3 protein-coding genes are annotated in these 2,292 nt (G+C 41.7%); 1 reads left to right on the forward strand and 2 read right to left on the reverse strand.

Translation table 11 applies throughout. From position 1 onward, the window contains the following. Positions 1–137, forward strand: a 137-nt coding sequence (locus J9892_RS23380; protein WP_147292412.1) for an integrase core domain-containing protein, incomplete at its 5' end; no start/stop codon positions are given. A 589-nt stretch (positions 138–726) separates the two neighbouring features. Here J9892_RS23380 and J9892_RS23390 read toward each other — a convergent pair. Then, positions 727–1,446 carry a hypothetical protein gene (locus J9892_RS23390; protein WP_210539130.1) on the reverse strand — a complete coding sequence of 240 codons (720 nt, stop codon included), beginning with the start codon at positions 1,444–1,446 and terminating at the stop codon, positions 727–729. 22 nt (positions 1,447–1,468) lie between these two features. After that, the coding region (locus tag J9892_RS23395) for a hypothetical protein (RefSeq protein WP_210539131.1) at positions 1,469–2,292 on the reverse strand (824 nt) is incomplete at its 5' end.

The following is a 2,292-nucleotide window of genomic DNA, read 5'->3' on the forward strand; positions in this document are numbered from 1 at the left end:
TGCCAAAACCGGATAGCCGAACAGCGGTAGGCAATTTGGCTATCGCGTTTGAGCATTATAACGAGCACCACCCGCACAGCGCCTTGGGATACCGTTCACCACGGGAATTTCTGCGCAGTCGGGTATCACAACCCTAAGCGGGAAAAGTGTCTGGACCTATGGGGTCAAATCCAGTCCCGTTGAAGAGGTGACGCTTGAGACGTTTACTGATGGAGGGCGTTGCCGCGTCAAGTCGCATGCAAACCAGAAATTTTATGGTGTTGAGGTTGCTGAGCGAGCACGCGCCAAAATTGGTGAAGACAGCTATAACCTCGCTTTTAATAATTGCGAACACTTGTGTGAATGGTGTGTCAACGGTCGCCATCACAGCGAACAAGTTTTTAATGCGGCTACAGGTTTTCTTGTCACGATGACAATGGCCGTACTAGGTGTTGGGTATGGTATATCCAAGGGGCGAATGCGTGTTTGATTGCGCCTAAGGGGCGTTACGGTAAATCCGGGGCGCTGTTCGCGTTAAGTATTTGCGAGCCTTTTGACTCCCCCCATCAACCATGAACGGGCCGTATTGGCCTCTTGGTTCACTACCCGAAACCAAGCCAGGTAATTTTCTAGATACGCTGCCCGACGCCATGAAACCTTGGCCATCCAGTCCCGCCAGCGACTCACGTAATTGTTCAGGATCTGGATGTGCTCTATCCTTTATAAAGACCCAGCATGAGGCGGGGATTACCCCTCGATCAACAAGTTAGCTGGAGATTTATCTTTAATAGCCTTCTTTATCAGCGACAATCTTACTGCTCTATGATTATCTTGAAGCATTTTTTCAAAATCATTCTGTTTATAACCAGAAGCTGCTGTAATCAATAAATAACAATCTTTATTTCCCAAGAAAAGAGAAAACCATTCCTTCATTGTGAAAGGGTTTTTTTTATGAATTTCAATTAGCGTATTTAAAATGTTATTGAACACTTCAGACAAACGACCTTTCTTTCTCAACCCAATAATAGTTTCATATAACGAGTGGTTAGACTCAACAGATTTTATGGGTGACGACAGTGGGATTTGATTGATGATTACACCAATAAATTCACCAACCCTGCAATCTGGAATAAACCCATAATAATCTCGATACTTATCATCGTCGCTCTTATTGCGTTTGATAACAGGACACCCGCCAATTAGTCCTTTTTTCTGATTTTCCATGTAAGCATACTGGACCAGTCGTTGCTGCTCCTGGACCCATAGCTTTGCATTTTTTGCGTCAGCCTCGGTTAACTCTTTTATCAGAGAAAAATCAGAATTCACATCAACTGTACCTAGGTGAACATTTACAGCCCTATACCTACGAACACATTTACCTGAACTGAGCTCCAGCTCTTCCAGTACACTCACGGTTTTGCTAAATGATACTGTTCTAAGATTTGCATTCAACCTCATGTTAGCCATGCCACACCTCTCATTATTATTGTTATTTTATGTTTTTTTCTTTAGTTTGTTCATGTGATATGGGATCCCCATACCAATCAGCAATCCATCCATTGTTCGTCAAAATTTCATTCTTAAGTTTTTCTCTGTCTAAGAAAAACATGTTTGGCTTATCAATAGTATCTTTTTCTGAGTTGATATCCTGGACATATCCATCAGGAATCAATGCGTTTGATCCTACATGAACGCTCTCCAGCCCTTTCCTAAAAATTGTAGCCAAAACGTCTTTCAACAGTGATCGTGCATTTGATATAAAACTATCTGATGGTTCTTCGATTGATAGCAAAACAAAATCCAATCTTAGAAGCCGGAAAAAGAATGACGATGTACAATATGTTTTTTTATCCACAAATGACGGCACCACTTTTTTCATCTTGGCATATTGTTTTTTAGTACAACGAATCCATGCAGTAAATAGTATAACCTTAAGCTCGCTTAATTGATTTGATTCACCTAATTGCAAATTTAAATCATCTCGCCGAGGTGAATATTCAATGCCCTTATCGAGCAGCTTAGACCAGGTAGCCCGCAATCTCTTAACCTTAGACCCTGATATCCATTTCTTACCGTCTATACTATAACAAATACCTTTTGGCTCGTGATTATCTGCTCTCCTCACCCTGACCATTACATTATGCTCACGCAACCCAGTGACAAATTCAGTCATGTTGTTTGGCTGGTTTTTAAAAACCACGTCCATTGCATCCCTAATTATACAGGCGGGATCATGCATAGCATGAAAGCTCCCTCTACCACGGCCATTTTTAATATTGACTATGCTATACTCATGACCGAAATTTGCTTCAG

Source organism: Aeromonas sp. Prich7-2 (genome assembly GCF_017939255.1).
Lineage (GTDB): Bacteria > Pseudomonadota > Gammaproteobacteria > Enterobacterales > Aeromonadaceae > Aeromonas > Aeromonas caviae.

Excerpts from the sequence above, each read along its gene's own strand:
- J9892_RS23390 (WP_210539130.1), bottom strand. The coding sequence starts at position 1,446 with ATGGCTAACATGAGGTTGAATGCAAATCTTAGAACAGTATCATTTAGC.